This is a genomic window from Pseudoalteromonas sp. SWN29 (genome assembly GCF_015864465.1).
In the GTDB taxonomy this organism is placed as follows: Bacteria; Pseudomonadota; Gammaproteobacteria; order Enterobacterales; family Alteromonadaceae; genus Pseudoalteromonas.
This window is the reverse complement of the sequence record NZ_JADYXE010000011.1, coordinates 50,311-69,259: the sequence shown is the minus strand read 5'-3', so window position 1 is coordinate 69,259 and position 18,949 is coordinate 50,311. Positions and strand designations below refer to the sequence as shown.

The 18,949-nt window shown below is 37.5% G+C and carries 12 protein-coding genes; 8 read left to right on the top strand and 4 right to left on the bottom strand.

Annotated elements, in window-relative coordinates; all coding sequences use genetic code 11:
* Positions 1-6 precede the first annotated feature (6 nt).
* Positions 7-543, bottom strand: coding sequence for a thioesterase family protein (locus I6F53_RS06170; protein WP_165739465.1), 537 nt, complete (start codon positions 541-543; stop codon positions 7-9).
* Positions 544-648: 105 nt separating this feature from the next.
* Here I6F53_RS06170 and I6F53_RS06165 point away from each other — a divergent pair, with 105 nt between their 5' ends.
* Positions 649-1,143 carry a hypothetical protein gene (locus I6F53_RS06165; RefSeq protein WP_197238907.1) on the top strand — a complete coding sequence of 165 codons (495 nt, stop codon included), beginning with the start codon at positions 649-651 and terminating at the stop codon, positions 1,141-1,143.
* A gap of 27 nt (positions 1,144-1,170) precedes the next feature.
* Here I6F53_RS06165 and tyrR read toward each other — a convergent pair whose 3' ends face one another.
* The 3 genes from tyrR to bcsE all read right to left on the bottom strand — a co-directional run bounded on the left by tyrR (position 1,171) and on the right by bcsE (position 6,293).
* Complete coding sequence (gene tyrR / locus I6F53_RS06160) at positions 1,171-2,727, bottom strand: transcriptional regulator TyrR (protein WP_197238906.1); 1,557 nt, start codon at positions 2,725-2,727, stop codon at positions 1,171-1,173.
* Positions 2,728-2,920: 193 nt separating this feature from the next.
* A complete protein-coding gene (gene bcsG / locus I6F53_RS06155) occupies positions 2,921-4,501 on the bottom strand; it encodes a cellulose biosynthesis protein BcsG (protein WP_197238905.1) in 1,581 nt (526 codons plus the stop codon).
* Between the two features lie 169 nt (positions 4,502-4,670).
* Positions 4,671-6,293, bottom strand: a complete 1,623-nt coding sequence (gene bcsE / locus I6F53_RS06150) for a cellulose biosynthesis protein BcsE (RefSeq protein ID WP_197119125.1) — start codon at positions 6,291-6,293, stop codon at positions 4,671-4,673.
* Positions 6,294-6,407: 114 nt separating this feature from the next.
* On the opposite strand from bcsE, the gene bcsR reads away from it, so the two are divergent.
* The 7 genes from bcsR to I6F53_RS06115 all read left to right on the top strand — a co-directional run bounded on the left by bcsR (position 6,408) and on the right by I6F53_RS06115 (position 18,925).
* Complete coding sequence (gene bcsR, locus I6F53_RS06145) at positions 6,408-6,587, top strand: BcsR/BcsP family cellulose biosynthesis protein (protein WP_166419984.1); 180 nt, start codon at positions 6,408-6,410, stop codon at positions 6,585-6,587.
* A 32-nt stretch (positions 6,588-6,619) separates the two neighbouring features.
* The gene (gene bcsQ / locus I6F53_RS06140) at positions 6,620-7,336 is read left to right on the top strand and encodes a cellulose biosynthesis protein BcsQ (RefSeq protein ID WP_197141090.1); all 717 of its coding nucleotides are present in this window, start codon (positions 6,620-6,622) and stop codon (positions 7,334-7,336) included.
* A gap of 1 nt (position 7,337) precedes the next feature.
* Positions 7,338-10,007 carry a UDP-forming cellulose synthase catalytic subunit gene (bcsA, locus tag I6F53_RS06135; protein WP_197238904.1) on the top strand — a complete coding sequence of 890 codons (2,670 nt, stop codon included), beginning with the start codon at positions 7,338-7,340 and terminating at the stop codon, positions 10,005-10,007.
* On the top strand, positions 10,000-12,246 hold the full coding sequence (gene bcsB / locus I6F53_RS06130) for a cellulose biosynthesis cyclic di-GMP-binding regulatory protein BcsB (RefSeq protein WP_197238902.1): 2,247 nt from the start codon (positions 10,000-10,002) through the stop codon (positions 12,244-12,246). The genes bcsA and bcsB overlap by 8 nt, the downstream gene beginning before the upstream one ends.
* Positions 12,246-13,376 carry a cellulose synthase complex periplasmic endoglucanase BcsZ gene (bcsZ, locus tag I6F53_RS06125; protein WP_166419980.1) on the top strand — a complete coding sequence of 377 codons (1,131 nt, stop codon included), beginning with the start codon at positions 12,246-12,248 and terminating at the stop codon, positions 13,374-13,376. Before bcsB ends, bcsZ begins: the two co-directional genes overlap by 1 nt.
* The gene (locus I6F53_RS06120) at positions 13,367-17,185 is read left to right on the top strand and encodes a cellulose synthase subunit BcsC-related outer membrane protein (RefSeq protein ID WP_197238901.1); all 3,819 of its coding nucleotides are present in this window, start codon (positions 13,367-13,369) and stop codon (positions 17,183-17,185) included. The genes bcsZ and I6F53_RS06120 overlap by 10 nt, the downstream gene beginning before the upstream one ends.
* A gap of 246 nt (positions 17,186-17,431) precedes the next feature.
* Entirely contained in the window at positions 17,432-18,925 is a 1,494-nt protein-coding gene (locus tag I6F53_RS06115) for a peptide MFS transporter (protein ID WP_165729042.1), read from the top strand.
* Positions 18,926-18,949: the final 24 nt, after the last annotated feature.

Below are 18,949 nucleotides of genomic sequence, written 5' to 3'. Positions count from 1 at the left end.
TGTAAGTTACTTGGGTAAGTTACTCAACTTTTTCTGCTCTAGCATTTCTTTCCAGTGCATAACTTCACTTGGCAATATAGGTGTTTGGCCATCAAAACCAGCAACATCAAGCATTTCTTCAATACTTATAATACCTTTTTTACTTTTAAATACACCGCGTACATAAGCTATAGCATGTAAGCCACGTTCTGAATGAAACTTTTGCTCTATATAAAAGTATTTATGATCCCAGCCAACTAACTTAGTACTTATTGTATATCGCTGCATAGGTTTAATATCGCGGATATAAGTAATAGCAGTTGCGTTAACAATCGGAAACCAACGACGCTTCATTATTTGCTTTAGTAAGCCAACTCGTTCAGTCATCCACGTGCGAGATAAATCCATCATCGCGAGATAACGTGAATTAGTTAAATGTAGATTAATGTCGCAATCAGTAGGTAAAGCTTTGTAATCAATGTCCACCGTATCAAGTAAATTTTGATATTGCGTGTTTCGTTTGATTTTAAAAAACAGTAATAAAAGTCGAATATATAAGTTCACAAAAAAGGTCTTACCAGTTAAATTTATTCGAGTGTAGCATAGCCCCTTGCGAAGACGAATATTCTACTTTAATCTTAAATCATTATTATAATAAAAAGATAACTCATGAAATCAAAACTAAAAATTATCACTGCGTTAGTTTTATTAATACCTAGTTACAGTGCGTTTGCCGACTTTTCACTACCAGGTAAAGGCTCTGTTACCTACCCTACAGGTGTGGTAAAAGAGTTTAAATTTGGTTTTGAATGGCAACAAAAAGCTGAAAAATTCACTATTGGCTCTAAGAGTTACAACATGGAGCAAATTCCTAGCTCATATTCAGTCGCTATCACCCTTTCAAAAGATGACAACCAAGTATGGGTGCAAGAATTTAACAATGGATTTATTAAAGAGTTTGAATGGCAAATTGGTGGGCATAAAGTCACTTTAAAAAAGCAGCAATTTAGCGACCCCGTAAAAGGCGATTATGTGATTGAGCTTAATGGCCGAAGCTATTTTTTCACTCGTAATAACGCTAGCATTGTAATGAGCTTTAACGAAGAAGGTATCGAGACGATTGCAATTGATGGGGTAACAAAAAATATGGGCACTAAAAATTAGCCCCATATTCTAATTGCTTTATGTTAATTACACTTTTACTGTTTTTCGATTAATACCGTAATCACGTAGCTTGTTAGCTACAGCCGTGTGGCTTAGGCCTAATCGTTTAGCTAACTGGCGTGAGCTTGGATAAGCTGGATAGAGTTTACGAAGTAGAGTCGCTTCAAAACGTTTAACAGCTTGATCTAGTGAGCCTTCAAAATCAGACTCTAAATACCCTAAATCATGGGTAAAAGTGGGTAACTGTAAATGCTCTACGCGAAGTTCACTGTCATCTAATAAGGACACTGCACGGTAAATTGCATTTTCAAGCTGACGAACATTTCCAGGCCACGGATACGCTTGTAAAAAGCTTAAACACTCTTGTGATAAAACAGGAATTGCATGACCATTTTGTTGCGCGTACTTTTGAATAAAGTGCTCAGCCAACGGCCCTACATCTGCTTTTCTATCTCTTAGTGGGGCTATTTCTAAAGTAAGTACGTTTATGCGGTAATATAAATCTTCTCTAAAAACCCCTTCTTGTACCATTGCAGGCAAGTCTTTTTGAGTAGCTGCAACAATACGTACATTTACTTTAACTTCGTTCTCATCGCCTACTTTTCTAAATGTGCCATCTTGTAAGAAGCGCAGTAACTTTGTTTGTAGCTGAGTCGACATTTCGCCAACTTCATCTAAAAACACAGTTCCACCATCGGCTTGCTCTAATACGCCACGTTTTGGTGCTGCATTTTCTTCGTATCCGGCATAACCAAATAACTCAGATTCAGCAACATCATCGGGAAGCGAAGCACACGACAGCGCAATAAAAGGTTTAACAGAACGATTAGATGCGTAATGACACGCACGCGCGAGTAGTTCTTTACCTGTACCAGTTTCACCGGTAATCAAAATAGGGGCTTCTAGCTGCGCCATTTTGCGTGCTTCACGCACCACTCGGCGCATTGCCGTACTAAAGTTATGAATAGTAGCAAAGCTTTCTTGCCCGTAACGTCTAAATGCACTGACTTGCTGCCCTAAGCGGCTTTGCGATTTAATATTAATAACCGCACCCGCAAGCACATCACCTTCACTACCTTGAGGCACTGCAATTGGCAAAATGTCTGCAATAAAATCCTCACCCGCTACTTCAACGCGTGTGGTTTGCCCAAGCACTTCTTTACCCTCTAACCAGCGTGTAAAGTTAAAGCCTTTAAGCAGGTTATTAATATTTGCACCAATCACGTCTTTTTCAATTAGCTGTAAGTCTTTACATGCTGCATCATTACATAAACGTACCCAGCCTTTAGCATCAATAGAGATGACTCCATCAGGCAATGCACGTAGTAAAGTATTTAATTCGTTGTGTTCACGCTCAGAGGGTAAAAATGCAGTAGTACGCACGTCATGTACACCGTCGATTAAACGTATCGATGGCATAATTTTTTGGAATTGTTCAAATTCAATTTCGGGAAAACTAACGTACATTCGACAATTAACGGAATCGACTTCAATTCCTTTTAAATCAACGCTGTAGTTAACTAATATATTAAGGATTTCTTGAGCAATACCAATTCGATCAGCACAGTGAATATCTAGACGCATACATCCTCAAAGAAGGAAAAACTATATTAGCCGAATAATACGCTAAGTCGCTTTGAGAAGGTAGTTTATTGTAAACATTTTTGGACAAAATAGCTTTTAGAGCCAAAGGGTGGGATGTAATTAAACGAAGAAAAACAGCACTAATATTTATATTTAACTATACCAGTGCTGTTTATTAAATCTTATTATGAGACTACTTACCTTGTGGGTAAGCTGACCAATCACCGCTATCTAACTGTATAAATGGTCGTTGATTAACATACATCATTATAGTACCTTCATTTTCAGCCACTTTAGGCGCTATAGGTAAGTTTTCGAGTAAATTAGCAACACTGTTATTGCCACCAAACACATCAGTTTGCAGCGTCTTACTTACTAGCTCCGAAAGCGCAAAGTAACTTGTAGAATTATTAACAACAATTTGCGAGTAATTTTGCACGTCTGGGCCTATAAATTTAATCGCAACAGGTACAGACACAATAGCAGGGCTCGGAATTTCACGTAAACCTGCAAATTGTACTTTATCACCTTTTAAATTAGCGCCGTGTTCAGGCACTATCATCAACATAACGTTGCGACCACGCTTTTCTAATTTTTTTACAAACTGGTTAATATCAGCAAACAAGTTTTTATGCCTGATTGGGTATGTATCTTTACTATTCACCCTTGGTTGATTCTCTAGCTGATTACCGTCATGTAAACTTGTGGTGTTGTAGTACATCGCACACGGCTTACAATCATCAGCTTGCTCTAACCAACCATCCAGCACAGCTTCATCTGAGTAAATAGGGCTATTATCAAATCCTCGAAGTGCCACTGGCATTGAATCAATATTAAATGGTGTGCTATCTAGGCCACCGTACTTATTAATTAAGCCTTTAAACTCATCAAAATGTCCGTCGTGATTCATCACAACATTGTTTTGATAACCTAGTTTTTCTAGGTTTTTAAATAAGTGACATTGTTCAGGTGCCTCTTTAAATAATGCGGTTTGGCTAGTTTGCCCACAACTTGCTCGCAGCAATCTTACCGCAGCAGGCCCGCTGTATGAGGTAGCCGAGTTAAAGTCTGAAAACACCACATCAAAATCTTTATACATGTCAGTAATGCTTACGCCAATGGCATTTAAATCAGCAACAGCCATTGAACATATGTTCAAAATAATCACATCAAACAGTTCACCATTTACTTGAGTCGGAAAGTGACTCATTAATAAACTTTGTTGTTGATAAAAATCAGCTAATTTTTGATCAGGAGATTGTGCTGCCTGAGTGATCACTTGTGTTTGAGGGTTACTTTGACTTTGTGTAGCAGCTACAGGATTAGCCACATTATTAACGAATTGTGATTGAGAGTTATCACCTTGCCATCCTACAACTAAAAGCCCAACAACAGTGACTGTAGTAAAACGTATCCATTGCGATGTGTACCAAAAACATACACTAATTACGAACAAAGCCAATAACATATCAGTATTAATAACACGGGTTAATAACTCAATAAAGTAGCCAAAACTAAAATCTTGGACGTTACCCACTTGTTTAGTCAATCTGTTTATTGGTGGCAACCATGAGTCTTGATAAAGTAATAAGACTGCAACGACCCCACCCAATAGGTGTTTTGCTTTTTCTATTAATGGCTTTTTAAATTTAATCGCAAGCAATGCAGCAAAGGCCGCATTACTAAGTACGTTAAAATCAATTGCACCGTAATAAAACAGAGCAAATTTAACTAAAAAATAAAGGTTCCAAACCCCTAAACCTGATAATTTCACTGCTTATCCTTTTTTACTGTATTTGGTGTATAAGGCTCTAGTACTTCATGTTTAAAAGTAAGCTTATAATAATATTTTGTTATTTGAGATAAAATGTATTTGCCTAGTACACAAAGCACCGCGCCAAGCAGCATTGCAAAAAACACGGTAATTAAGAGCTGATTCATACTCATAAGTTATCTCTTAATTTCATTATAAAGGGCTTAGCATCTGGACGACTTTTGCTAGAGAATTCTGGCGTTTTAATGTTTTCAGTAATGCTGTTTGCTATATCAGGTGCAAATTTATAGCTATCATTCTCAGCAAGTTTTTGTGAGAAATCTACAACACTCTTACCTTTATAAAAACGCCTTAATTGCTTACATTCTTGTTGAATGTAAAAGTGATCAGAAATTACATTTTGCTGCACAAAAAAATCACTCGTTTTTAATTTAAACAAATGCTTAATTGCATTATCAACATCATTCTCTCTACAAGCATGCAGATATAAATAAACTGTATTATCTGCAATACTAAATACATCACCTTCGCGCTTAATATGAAATAAATGCAAAGGGTGAATAGGGTCTATTCTTGGCAGTAGTTCAAGCTTCACTAGCACACCACTCACACCTAGATTAACGGCTGAGTCACTATGAATTTCTACTTGTTTTGTAAACTCAATGAAAGGTAAATACCCCTTTGAAAAGGTATTTTCGGTGTATTTTAACACATCTTCAACAGAGGGAGGTAAAGGTCTTGAAAACTGAAAACCTTGAATAGATTGAACTTGTGAGAGCAACCGAGAAGGCTCTGAAAAACTATATAAAATAAGGTTTACACCCAAGGTTAAAAATAAGCATTCATCTTGATGACGAATTACACCGTCTACATTTTGAATAACAAGTTTTAACCAGCGTCCACAGTTTTTTCTAAGCTCAAAACACTGCTTACCTAATAACGCTAAATCGGTATAACGCGTTACTGCAAAAATTAATGTGGCAGCTTCTACTTTTGGGCCTTTATTAAATAAGTCATTATTATCTTTCACACTTTTATAGTGCATCGGTAGTTTAGTACCTTCGGGCACCGCACCTTGCACTAGCCATACATCATCTTCATCAGAAAAATCTGAACTTTTAGCCGTTTTACTCTCGCTTATTATTCCCTTTTGAACAACAAACTGGTTTTTACTTAGCAATAACTGATAATGTTCACCAGCAATAACGCCGGTACTATGACGCCAGTAGTCATATTCAAGTACTCGCACCGCAGCATCGTTATCAACAAAAACTAGTCCATCAAATACATTGTTTAATCGTCTAACTAAAAAACGATAATTAGCAATATCAGGTCCAGATATTAAGAGTAATAATGTAGCACCCGTCTTTTGAGTGAAATCTCTATACTCTTTCATCATCAGCTCTAAGCTTTTTTCGCTAGCACTGTTTAGCTGTGTTGTACTAAAGTGAACAAAAACAAGTGCCGTGTTTAGACGTTTATAAGCACTGATTTCTTTTATAATAGCTGAATTAATTTTCTCAATTGAATAATGCTGTGTTTGTGGGGCCAACGAAAAAGGGTGAACTCGATTATGTTTATAAGCATAGTTTAACGGTGCAGAAAAAGAAGAATCAAAAAATGACTCAATCTCTTGGGAAACTATATATATATCATTAGCCAAGCTTTGGTTAATTGAATGTAACGCCAATTCGATTGAAAAATTGTCTAAAGGGGCTAAAACAGCGTAACTTGAAGCCCATTTTAACTCTTTTGCAGCAGGCTCTAATCCCGTTATGTTAAAGTTATGCATTTAAAACGCCCTATAAAAAATACTTTTTTACTAGTTTTAACCGTTATTCTATATATAATAGCCAAATATTGTCCACATTTAATCAAAATAATTAACGTAACTGTTAAGGTAAAGATGAACAACTTAACGTATAAAAACTCACAAACGTTAACATCAAGCGACATAGAAAACCTTGCACTGCGTTTTGGTGGTAAAAGTGATGACTACATAGAAATTGTAAACAAGCAGCAAAATAATAATACAATTAATAAGTACGCATTACTTAAAGAAATAAACAACGAACTAAACATGTAAGCTAGTTCAATTAACAATAGGTAAAACATCAGTTGCAAAGAGTTTTCATTAAAGGTGTCAAAGGCGGTTTAGGCAGTACCTCTGTGGTTGCAAACCTAGCGTGCGTACTAAAAAAATCTGACGTTGATGTTATTGCAATCGATCTAGATGCAAAAAGTGACTTAGGTTTACATTTTGGTTTGCCATGGAAATACACCAAAGGCTGGAGTAATGAAGCAAGCTTTGAAGATGCAATTGCGCATTTTCACCAAGATAACGATGGCATTGTATTTTTACCATTTGGTGATAGTGATGACACGAGCACCAATAGCATCACTAAAATGGTCGATAAATGCAAAAACCTAAATTATAGTGACGAAGCTTGGGTGCTTTTTGACTGCCCTTCACATATTAATATTTCTCATTATCCGTTAGAAAAAAAAGATATTGTTATTGAACTGGTAAATTGTGATGCTATTTGTCACAGCTTAATTTATAGGCGCCTACAAACACTCAAAAATTCTGATACCGACTGGAAGCATTACTTTTTAGTTAACCGATATAACTCTGCATCTACGCTAGAATTTGACTTGTTTTCTCTATGGCAATCAACGCTTCCGCTTATGGCTCCTTTTTTTATTAACAGTGACGAAGTTATTAAAGAGTCAACCGCATACAGAAATGTAGCGCTTAACTGCGCGCCATATAGTGTCGCAAATGATGACTTTGAAACGCTAGCTGGTTGGCTAGTTAGTAAAGTAGCCTTATAAAATGAGTATTACATTATTTTATCAGCGCCCTATCCACTGTACTTTATACTTGCTGCTGAGCATTTTATTTACTGATAAGTTAGTTCGGTACATATTATTTAAGTTTCACAGCTACTTTAATCAACATAAAGTAAATGTAATTGAAGCTTTCTTAATGCCTTTTATTACACTTTTAAGCTCGCTATTTATAAACATTAAACAGCATAAAATCAGCTTTGAGTTTACCCTTTATGACTACTACCCTCATTTAAGGTTGCCTTACCGAACCTACATTTACTCAAATATATTACGCTTTATTATACAAAGTGTTTTTTTAGTGTTTTTTAAAAACCAGCTTAAATCTAGTTCAGTAAAAGAAGATGCGGTTAATTATTTTTATGATGGCGTTAGTTACCTTTTAAGGCAATTACGTTGGTTTGATTTAAAGTTAGGTAAACTATTAAAGCGCCTACTATCAAAAAACAAAAAAGGTCCTAAAAAGAGTGCTTTTAAAGCGATGGCTGATGCACGTGTATGGCAAAATAAATTAGTTAAATACGTCATCCTCGCGTTTATTTTATTTTTATTAGCAATATTCATTACAATTCCTTTTAGCTTGGAAGCTCAAGCCGTTTTTATAAGTTTTATTTTATTAGTTGCGTATGCACTTAAGCGAGTAAAAGGCCAAATGGCAACCATTGTCATGATCACCTTGTCAGTAACTACGTCTTCTCGTTATTTATGGTGGCGTTACACTGAAACTTTAAACTGGGATGACCCGCTTGCACTTGCGCTAGGTGGGGGCTTATTACTTGCTGAAACGTATGCCTGGCTTGTGCTTATTTTAGGTTTTTTTCAAACAATTAATCCACTTGAACGAAAACCAGTTCCTTTGCCTAAAGACACTGACTTGTGGCCAACAGTTGATGTATATATTCCAACTTATAACGAGCCGTTAAGCGTTGTAAGGCCTACTACGCTCGCGGCTTTAAGTATCGATTGGCCAGCCGATAAACTAAATGTTTACATATTAGATGATGGTAAGCGCTCAGAGTTTAAAGATTTTGCAGCCGAAATTGGAGTGGGTTATTTAGCGCGTTCGGATAACAATCATGCTAAAGCCGGTAATATGAATAGCGCTATGCGCTATACCGATGGCGAATATATCGCAATTTTTGACTGTGACCACGTTCCTGCTCGCTCATTTTTACAAATGACAATGGGGCAGTTTTTAAAAGACAGTAAAGTGTGTTTAGTGCAAACACCGCATCACTTTTTCTCAGCCGATCCATTTGAGCGAAACCTTAATAACCACAGCCAAATTCCTAACGAAAACATGCTGTTTTATGGACTTATTCAAGACGGTAACGACATGTGGGATGCAACCTTCTTTTGTGGTTCTTGCGCCGTATTAAAACGAGCAGCACTTGATGATATTGGCGGCTTTGCGTTTGAAACAGTAACTGAGGATGCACATACGGCTCTTCGTATGCAACGCGCTGGTTATAAAACAGCTTATATAAACATTCCACAAGCCGCAGGCCTTGCTACCGACAGTTTATCAGCGCATATAGGTCAACGAATTCGTTGGGCGCGTGGTATGGCGCAAATATTTAGGCTTGATAATCCGTTAATGGGTAAAGGTTTAAGTCTTCCTCAACGATTATGTTATATAAACGCAATGCTGCACTTCCTATCGGGTATTCCTCGTATTGTATTTTTAACAGCCCCTTTAGCGTTGATATATTTTAACGCGTACATAATTTATGCCCCTTTTATTGCTATTTTTATCTATGTGGTGCCAACGTTAATTCAGATAAAAGCAACTAACTCACGCATTCAAGGTAAATACCGTTACTCCTTCTGGGGTGAAGTATATGAATCAGTACTTGCTTGGTACATATTAAAACCAACAACCGTTGCTTTATTTAATCCTAATAAGGGTAAATTTAACGTAACAGAAAAAGGCGGTTTAAATGATGAAGAGCATTACGACTGGGGTATTTCTAAACCGTATTTAATTCTCTTACTTATTAATTTACTGGGCATAATAGTAGGTATATTACGTCTATTTTTAGGTGATTCAAGTCAAATCGGCGTACTGATAATAAGTATGGGTTGGGCTTTTTATAATATTATTATTTTAGGCGCTGCGGTTGCGGTTGCTGCCGAAGCACGCCAAGTTAGGCACTCGCATCGTATCAAAGCAAACTTCCCTGCCGGCGTTCGTTTAGCAAATGGTCATACTTTAAAAGTAAAAATAACGGATTATTCAGATAACGGTGTAGGTATAGAGACTGAACACGCACATTTATGCCGCGTTAACGATAAAATTGAATTATTAATGAGTCGCGGTAACAAGCAATTCTCGTTTACAACTTACGTATGTAACACCCGTAAAAAACAAATTGGTCTTACACTTAAAGATTTATCGTTAGAAAAACAAAGAGCTTTTATACAATGTACTTTCTCCAGAGCAGATGCTTGGTTAGATTGGCAAAATAACTTTAGACATGACCGTCCATCGTATAGCTTTAAAGAAGTGCAAAAAACCAGTTTACGGGGCTTTAGTAATTTACTATTTCATGCCCCAAGAGCATTACAACCAATAATTAAGTTTATGACTAATACCGTCATTTACATAAATTCATTTACTCCAAAAAAACCGATAGTGCATAATAATTATGATTAAAAAGTTACTTAATACATTTCTAACATTGTTACTTATTAGTAGCGCATATCAAGTACTCGCTATCGAGCCTATGCACGACAAAACTATGTTTGTAAATGGCTACCCTGAGAGCGCTCAGATATCTAGTTTACGCCTTAGCTTTGAAAAGTTAGGATTCAACGACTATAAACTCGACGGCGTGAATAACAATTCTAGGGTTGATTTCACAAATAGAATTGATAAATTAAGCACTAATTTAAAGCTTAACTTTTCGTATACCAACTCGCCTTCATTACTAGCTAATGTATCGCATTTAAAAGTTTACTTTAACGATAACTTAGTCACTGTTTTACCTATTAATGAAAAACTAAGTGTTGTAAAAAACACAGTAAGTCACAACCTAGACCTAAATGCTAAATACATTCAAGACTACAACCAAATTCGCTTTGAGTTAGTTGGTTACTACGACTTACAATGCCAAGATTATTTTAGCCGTTCAATTTGGACTGAAATAAATAAATCAAGCAACATCACCCTTGATCAAAAACAGTTAGCAATTGATAGCCGCCTTGAGTATTTACCAGAACCATTTTTTGATGCTAAAGATTACAACAAATTAAACCTACCTTTTGTATTTGCAAACACGCCCAATACACAAGCAATAGAAGCAGCTGCCACTTTATCAAGCTGGTTTGGCGCACAAGCTGACTGGCGTGGCGCTAACTTTCCAGTAGTCGTAAATAAAGCACCTGAGCAACATAGCGTGGTGTTTATTACTAATGACTCAAAACCTGATTTTTTAAAAGATTATCCAGATGTTGAAAAGCCAACTGTTGAGCTGATCTCAAGCCCTATTCACAGATACAATAAAATGCTGTTAATTTTGGGGCGTGATGAAAAAGACTTAAAAACAGCGGTCACTGGTCTTGTATTTGGTCATAAAATTATGACTGGCAGAAGTGCGAGCATCGAAGCAATTAATAAGCTACCACTGCGTAAAGCATACGATGCACCGCGATGGCTCAGAAGCGATCGCCCTGTGCACTTTGACGAACTTATTGACTACCCAACTCAGCTACAAGCTGAAGGTCTTAACAACGGGCCTATAAAACTAAACGTTCGTTTTGCTCCTGATTTATTTACTTGGCGTGAAAAAGGGATTCCAATAACCCTGCAATACCGTAATACACCAGATAGCGAAACCTTAAATTCACGTTTGAACATGTTAATAAATCAAGAGTTCATAACTGGTTATTTACTTGATAAAAAAGATACATCTTTAACGACCGCTAAAACATTGTTGCCTTTAATAGCTAATACAGACACAACACAAAGCGCAGAAGATTTTTCATTAGAGGGTATTAACCTTGCCAACCGCAATGAACTAAATTTTGACTTTAGGTTTGCAATATCTATAAAAGGCGACTGCCCAGTTGCCCCTCCTGGTGGCGAGTACGGTGTAATTGATGGAAACTCTAACATTGATGTAAGTGGATTTGACCATTACATGGCTTTGCCTGATTTAAATGTATTTGCAAATAGCGGATTCCCATTTACAAAATATGCAGATTTACAACAAACTTTAGTATTAATAGATGAAGTGCCATCACCTAAAGCGCTTTCTGTACTGCTTAACTTAACCGGTCACTTTGGTGCAATTACTGGTTATCCAGCCCACAGAATAAGCGTTGCTCATTTAAATGAAGATGCCAACTTAGATGATAAAGACATTTTAGTTATCGCAAAACCTAACAGCATTACCAATAACTTAGATGAAGACGCACAAACTAATATTTTGCTTGATAACAATCAGCGCGCTATAAAACAAGCCATATACAATGGTGCTTACGATGAGCAGACAACAGATAAAGTCCAAGTGAGTATAAAAAGTAGCGGTGATATGGCCGTTATTACAGGGTTTCAATCACCGTTTGATTCAGAGCGTTCAATAGTATCGCTTAGTGCAACATCACAAAAAGCCTTTAATCTACTTGATGATGCGTTAATGAGTTCAGAAGCTCTTGCGCAAATTAAAGGCAGTGCGGCGGTCATAAATTCTCAAGGCATTAAAACAATAAAAACTGATGAGCAATATTTTGTTGGTCACATTCCTGTGTATACCCTAATTTGGTTCCATTTGTCAGATCACCCATTTGTGCTAGCGCTATTGTCTATTTTAACACTACTGCTGATCTCATTTATAATATGGCGATTACTGCAAGCATTAACACACAAGCGCTTAGCTGAAGGAGATAAGTAATGAAGTCACTCATTAATGTATTTTTTACCGTGATTGCATTATTTACCTTTAATGTCAGTGCACAAGTAGAGCAGTGTCAGCCATGGGATGCATGGCAAACGTTTAAAAATAACTTTATAAGCCAAGATGGCCGCGTAATTGATTTAGGTAGCGAGCAAAATGTCACAACCTCTGAAGGCCAATCTTATGCCTTATTTTTTGCTGTTGTAGCAAACGATAAAGCAATGTTTGACCTAGTACTTGATTGGACGCAAGAACATTTATCTGAGGGTGATTTAAGCACTCGTTTACCGGCATGGCAATGGGGTGTTAACAATCAAAATATTGGTGGTATTTTAGATTCAAATCCAGCGTCTGATTCTGACCTATGGATAGCGTATAGCTTATCGCAAGCTGCTATTCTTTGGGATGACCGCCGCTACAGCATATTAGCAGCCGTACTTGCACAGCGAATAATGCGTGAAGAAACAGCCTATATTTCGGGCCTAGGCTTATCATTACTACCTGCTCCTACCGGTTTTGAATTTGATAATGAACGTTTTAAGTTAAACCCGAGCTACTCACCATTATTTATTTACCAGCAGTTTAAAAAGCTCTACCCACACTCCCCTTGGCATCAATTGCACGAAGGCTCAGCAAAGCTAATTTTAGATACAGCAAAGCAAGGTGTTAGCCCTGACTGGGTAATGTATGATGCAAATAACGGTTTTTACTACGATAAAAAAACAAGCGATTTAGGAAGCTACAACGCTATTAGAGTTTATTTATGGGCAAGTATGATGGCAGACAACGCACCTTATAAAAAAGAGCTATTAGCGCAATTTAATCCTTTTATAGAAACAATTAATAAACGTGGTTACGTGCCTTTAAATACTTTTGCTAAGTCAGGAAAATCTGAAAAAAGAGGCCCGCTAGGCTTTAACTCAGCTCTATTACCTTTACTAGCGACTAATAACGATAACTCTACAGTTATGGCAATTCAGCAAAAGCTAATGGTTGATAAATCATTTACCCAGACTCGTTACTACGACAGCGTACTTAACTTGTTTGGTGCAAGTGCTTTAAATAAACGTTTTTCAATTACAGCAGATGGGACGCTACAACCGGTATGGAGCACTGAATGCCGTTAAGGTTTGCCCTAGCTTGCACATTAGCGCTTAGCTCTGGATTAAGCGCTAACACAGTCAACGATATTGATACGCAATCTGTTGATTGGTTACTAAGCCAAATAGGTATTGGTGAAGCACAGCAAAATAATAAACTAGTTGAAGATAGCTTACGAAAGTTAGTTGCTATTGCACCTGCCCGCATAGAAACACAGTGCGCGGTAGCGCGTTATGATTTTGCTAATGGCGAATCAGCGAAAGCTAACCAATTACTAAGTAAAATAGATAATGGGCTTATCAAACAGGCTCCGTGCGTTGAAAAGCTAAAAGTACTTTCTCGTACTGAAGGCAAAGACAAATCTTCAATTCAACAAGCTAGATTACTCGCTCGTGCCGGTCGTTATGAACAAGCTCGCGAAATCTATAATCAAATTTTTAAAAACGTTTACCCTACATTAGATTACGAACTTGAGCATTTAAGCTGGTACGGACAAGACAGCGACCAATGGGAAAGTGTTAAGAAAGGCTATGATAAATTAGCTCAAAACTATCCAAGTATTGCGCAGGTAGAAGTTGCTTATGCACGCCACTTACTTAGGCGTAATCTTACAGATAAGAAAGCTATTGATATTTTAAGTAAATATGGCGCTGGCCCTACTTTTATAAATGAAGTTGAATACATTTGGCTTGGGGCTTTGTCGGAAATGCCTTTAACGAATGATACAGTTAAGCAGTATCAGCGTTATTTCACTCTTTATCCTTTTAGTAGTAAAGGTGAGTTACAATATCAAGATTTTCTAAAAGATTATAAAAAACGCCAAACACTGCTTGCTGATCCTGCCTATCAGCTTTGGGTTAGGGGCGATAGATTACTTGAGAAAAATAAACTTGCCGCCGCAGAACCTCTACTTTTAAAAGCTTTAAGAGGCCGCCCGCAAGACGGCGCTATAATGCGAAGCCTTGGCACACTCTATTTACGCCTTGGTGAAAACCAAAAGTCGTATCAATATTTTACTCGTGCACAAAAGTACACAACTGAGTTCGCTGAGCGTGAAACACTACAAGAGCTTGCAAAAACAGCTAAGCTTTGGCTTTATATACGCGAAGCTAAAAATGCTATTAATAATAAAGAGTTTAAAACGGCTAAGCTTAAGCTCGATTTAGCAGCTACCTTAGGACAAGAAACTAATACCGTAGTATATAACAGAGGTTTATTACAATTTGCTCAAGGACAATATTCACAAGCAGCTCTTACTTATCAAATTGTTTTAAAAAGTGATCCACTTAATAGCAGCGCTTTAATAGGCCTACTTGAAATAGCTGAATTAGAGCAAAATGAAAAAGCCCTAACCTCTTTTTATAACAGCTTATCGTTTAATCAAAAGAAACTAATTAAAGAATCTTATTCTGTATCTTTAAGTAGTCAGTACCGCGCAAAGGCAAATACGTTTGCACAGTCGGGAGATTTAGAGCAAGCCGAAAAAGTATTAAAAGACGCTATTGAAATAGCGCCAGAACAGCCTTGGTTATACTACGATTTAGCCTTTATATACCAACAAAAGGGGCTGACAGAAGAGGCCCGCGCTTTATTTAATAATGTGCTGTGGCAATTTCCGTTAAACCCTCAGATTCGTTACAGCCACGCGCTTTTTTTACGATCCCTTGATGATTATCAAGGTGCTATTAAAACATTGCAGTACATTCCATTTAAATCCAGAGATAAAGACATTATTGCGCTTGAACAGCAGCTGCAACTTAATGAGTCTTTAACACAAAGTGAGCGCCACCTTGATGCTAAAGATAAAGCCACTGCAATCTATCATTTAAGCAACCTAGAGGCACAAAATTTAACACCCGCTATGCAGGCAGAGTTATCGCGAAGCTGGTATCGAATTAATGAAAAAAAACACGCTATAAAACTTATAAACAAAGCACTGGAAGCTGAGCCTTCTCTTTCTGCTTATTGGCATACACTTTATGGTGAGTGGCTTTTAGAGCAAGGTGATGAAAATAAAACGAAGCAATGGTTTGAAAAGTACGTATTACCAGAGAGCGCAACTGAAAACGAAACAACTCAATATGTACAACTACAAAATAGCTATATTACTCAGTATTACAATGGTAGTGATTTAATCGCTAAGCTTAACCAGCTGGATCAAAAATATAAAAATACTCCAGCAACAACTACTGCCCTTATTAATGCAAATTTAGCACTTGAACAGCGCGAAGCGGCCGTTATTTTGTATCAGCAAAAAGTGCAAAATAAACAAACCATAGAGCCTCAAGCACTACTCGCTATTGCTAATGCATACATAGAACTTGGGGACGACTTTCAAGCAAAAGAAGTTACGCAAAAAGCGATTACGCAAACCACATCGCAAGAAGGTTATTTGCAACGCCAAATCATGTCATCTCTCAATGAGTTTAATTACTCAGGGGATGCACTTTATTTAGCTAAGCAACTTGTTGAAAAGTCACCCAACGATCAAGAATTACGTTATCTAGGCGCTCAAGTAGCCAGCAAATTCAACGAAACCGAACAAGCACAATCTTGGTACGCGCAAACCCTATTTCCTAATCGTACATTAAATGAAAAAGAGCTTTACGGAGCGCTTTCAAAAATAGACGAAAACGATGAATGGTATGTAAACGGTGCTAAAAGAGAGCTAATAAACGAGCAAAACAAAAACCAAGCATACATTGCTATTGGTGTTAACTTTAGTGGGCAAACAAGCACCGAAAGCGAAGCAACACTTGGTGCGGGCTTAGTCCCGATTGAAGCTTACTTTCCGCTTTGGCAAGGCCAAGGGTTTATTAAAGTAGACCCGACTACTATTAGCGCACAAACAACGCGCTTTGATGAGCAATTTGCTGGCAGCCGCTATGGACAAGGTGCACTGTGTATTTTTACCTGTTCAATCGATGAAGTGACACCTGAGGAAAGTGGTGTAGATGTAGGTATTGGTTGGCAAAACGAAAACTGGCGTGTAGATGTAGGTACAACTCCACTTGGCTTTTTAATTGAAGATATTGTATGGGGTGTAAATTACGCAGACAGTTTTGGCGATTTTGGATACAGCCTAGAACTTGAAAAACGCCCAGTTACAAGTTCGGTACTTTCTTATGCAGGTCTTAAAGATGTAAAAACAGGTGAAGTTTGGGGTGGTGTACGCTCTACAGGCCTAACGGCTAATGTATCACACGACTTAGGCGGAAAATGGGGTTTTTGGTCAAGCGCCGACTTTACCCTATATAAAGGCCAAAATGTAAAAGACAACCAACGCTATCGTATGATGGGCGGTACTTATTACCGTGTAATTAGCAATCAAGAGCGTGAATTTACCGCAGGCGCTAGCTTATTACATTGGGCATACAAGTATAATTTAAGTGAAGAAACATGGGGCCATGGTGGTTATTACAGTCCACAAAACTATGTAGGTTTATCTGTGCCACTCACTTATGATGCGCGTTGGGGCGATGATTTTGTTTATCGATTAAAAACCGGTGTTTCGTACTCGCAAACAAAAACTCAATCTATTGATTTCTTCCCTAATGATGGCGATTTGCAAATAGCTGCATATGATAGAGAGTCAATAACAGGTGTTGATCCTGTATTTGAAGGTGAAACAAGTTCTGGTGTTTCATATAATCTTGAAGGTAGTTTTGAGTATAGAATAACGCCGAATTGGTTCTTTGGTGGTTACTTAGCCATCGATCGTTCTGACTTTTACGAACCAAATTTTGGTCAGCTTTATATACGTTACTACTTTAATCCTGTGTACGGAACACTTGAGTTTCCAGGCACCCCTATTGTTCCTTATGCTGAGTTTTAACTTGGCATAAGGTGATACACCGCGAACACTTCCCCTAGCACTAAGGTATATGTATACTTGAGCGCAATTGTAACTAGGATAAGGGTGTGTCTCTTACCTTGTGGTGTTACTGCCATATAGCAAATCATTATCTTAGCTACAAATAATATACTGATGGTCGAGCATTTTAGTGATTACAAATTCTAAAATAGCTAAAGCAAAAAATTATAAGGCCATCATAACAATACTTAAAGTTAGGAAGTAAATATGAGTTCAGCTCCAGATAGTGGCTGGTTTGGCCACCCTAAAGGACTTTCAACATTGTTCTTCACTGAAATGTGGGAACGAATGAGTTATTACGGTATGCGAGCTATGCTCGTATTATTCATGACAGCAAGCTTACAAGAAGAAGGTTTAGCCTTTACTGTTGCCTCAGCTGCTGCAATTTATGGTTTATACACAGGTGCGGTATACTTTTTAGGTTTACCAGGTGGCTGGCTAGCAGATAGATTGTTTGGTGGTCAAAAAGCAGTATGGTATGGCGGTATAATCATTATGATTGGTCATATCATTTTGGCTATTCCACATGATTATTCTTTCTTCATTGGCTTGATATTTGTAGCGACAGGTACTGGTTTGCTAAAACCAAATATCAGCGCAATGGTAGGCCAACTATACAGTGATGCTGATGAGCGTCGTGATGGCGGTTACGCTATTTACTACATGGGTATTAACTTAGGTTCTTTAATTGGTTACTACGTTTGTGGTTACTTTATGGAAAACGTAGGTTGGCACTGGGCGTTTGGTGCAGCAGCTGTTGGTATGGCTATTGGTTTGGTGCAATATAAGCGCTCACTTAATAACTTACCAGAGCATAGCGCTTTACCAGCAAATCCATTAGGTCCTAAAGGCACTTCTCGCGCATGGGTTGGTATTGCTGCGTTTGTAATTGCAGCGGCTGCAGTTACTACGGCTGCAATGACCGGCGCAATTGTAATCAATCCAACAGTGGTTGCAGGGTACGTAGCTGTTGTATTTACTATTATCTTTTTTGTTTATTTTGGTGTTATTTACTTTACAGGTAAATTAACAGATGCCGAAAAACAAAGAATGTGGGCACTATTTTTAGTCTGTATTGCATCTGCATGTTTTTGGTCTGGCTTTGAACAAGCAGGTTCGTCATTAAACTTATTTGCTCGCGATTATACTGACCGCCTTATTGGTACTTTTGAAATCCCTACAACGTGGTTTCAATCATTAAACTCACTGTTTATTATTGCTTTATCGCCATTTTTTGCAGCGCTTTGGATTAACTTATCTAAAAGCTTAGTATCACCTAGCTATAGCGTTAAGTGTGCAATTGGTTTAATTATCATGGCATCAGGCTTTTTAGTTATGTTTATGGCGGCTCATTACGCAGCTGAAGGCTTAAAAGTAGCGCCTTACTGGCTTGTTACTACGTACTTTTTACATACAGTGGGTGAGCTTTGTTTAAGCCCTGTAGCATTAAGTGCTGTAAGTAAGTTATCGCCTAAACGTTACACCGGTCAAATGATGGGTGTATTTGTATTAACTTACTCGATTGGTAATATTATTGCGGGTTTACTTGCTGGTAATTTCGATCCGAACAATGTTGATGAAATCCCTAACTTATACTTACAAATTGCATTATTTAGCATTGGTGTTGGTGTTGTTTTAGTACTAATGACCTTTAAAGCTAAAGTATGGGAAAAACAAGGGTTAGAAGAGAAAGTCTCTTAATTGTTGTTTATTTTTAATATAACA

What these genes read in the sequence shown, in the direction of transcription:
- I6F53_RS06165 (WP_197238907.1), top strand. Translation starts at nt 649, where the DNA reads ATGAAATCAAAACTAAAAATTATCACTGCGTTAGTTTTATTAATACCT.
- tyrR (WP_197238906.1), bottom strand. Translation starts at nt 2,727, where the DNA reads ATGCGTCTAGATATTCACTGTGCTGATCGAATTGGTATTGCTCAAGAA.
- bcsZ (WP_166419980.1), top strand. Translation starts at nt 12,246, where the DNA reads ATGAAGTCACTCATTAATGTATTTTTTACCGTGATTGCATTATTTACC.
- bcsB (WP_197238902.1), top strand. Translation starts at nt 10,000, where the DNA reads ATGATTAAAAAGTTACTTAATACATTTCTAACATTGTTACTTATTAGT.
- bcsA (WP_197238904.1), top strand. Translation starts at nt 7,338, where the DNA reads ATGAGTATTACATTATTTTATCAGCGCCCTATCCACTGTACTTTATAC.
- bcsE (WP_197119125.1), bottom strand. Translation starts at nt 6,293, where the DNA reads ATGCATAACTTTAACATAACGGGATTAGAGCCTGCTGCAAAAGAGTTA.
- I6F53_RS06120 (WP_197238901.1), top strand. Translation starts at nt 13,367, where the DNA reads ATGCCGTTAAGGTTTGCCCTAGCTTGCACATTAGCGCTTAGCTCTGGA.
- I6F53_RS06115 (WP_165729042.1), top strand. Translation starts at nt 17,432, where the DNA reads ATGAGTTCAGCTCCAGATAGTGGCTGGTTTGGCCACCCTAAAGGACTT.
- bcsR (WP_166419984.1), top strand. Translation starts at nt 6,408, where the DNA reads ATGAACAACTTAACGTATAAAAACTCACAAACGTTAACATCAAGCGAC.